Source organism: Acinetobacter sp. Colony158 (assembly GCF_019264745.1).
Lineage (GTDB): Bacteria > Pseudomonadota > Gammaproteobacteria > Pseudomonadales > Moraxellaceae > Acinetobacter > Acinetobacter ursingii.
The window spans coordinates 2044480-2044856 of the sequence record NZ_CP078523.1; the positions used below are offsets into that span (position 1 = coordinate 2044480).

Annotated in this window: 1 pseudogene; it reads left to right on the top strand. The window is 41.9% G+C overall.

Annotated elements, in window-relative coordinates:
* Positions 1–377: pseudogene (gene pheT, locus JR005_RS14770) on the top strand (phenylalanine--tRNA ligase subunit beta); the annotation flags it as partial.

Here is a 377-nt window from a genome sequence, read left to right on the forward strand (position 1 = left end):
GTAAACATTGGTTCAGGCGAGCCATTACAAATTGTTTGTGGTGCGCCGAATGTACGTGTTGGAATGAAAGCACCAGTTGCCACCATTGGTGCAGTATTACCCGGTGATTTTAAAATTAAGAAAGGTAAACTGCGTGGTGTGGAATCACAGGGAATGCTGTGTGGTGCTTCTGAGATTGATCTAGAAGATAAAATTGATGGTTTACTGGAGTTGCCTGATGATGCACCAGTGGGTATCAATGTTCGTGATTATCTTAAACTAGATGATCATGTCATTGATATTAGTATCACCCCAAACCGTGGTGACTGTTTTAGTATTCGAGGCATTGCCCGTGAAATAGGTGTAATTAATCAACTCCCTGTTATGCAGCCTGAGAT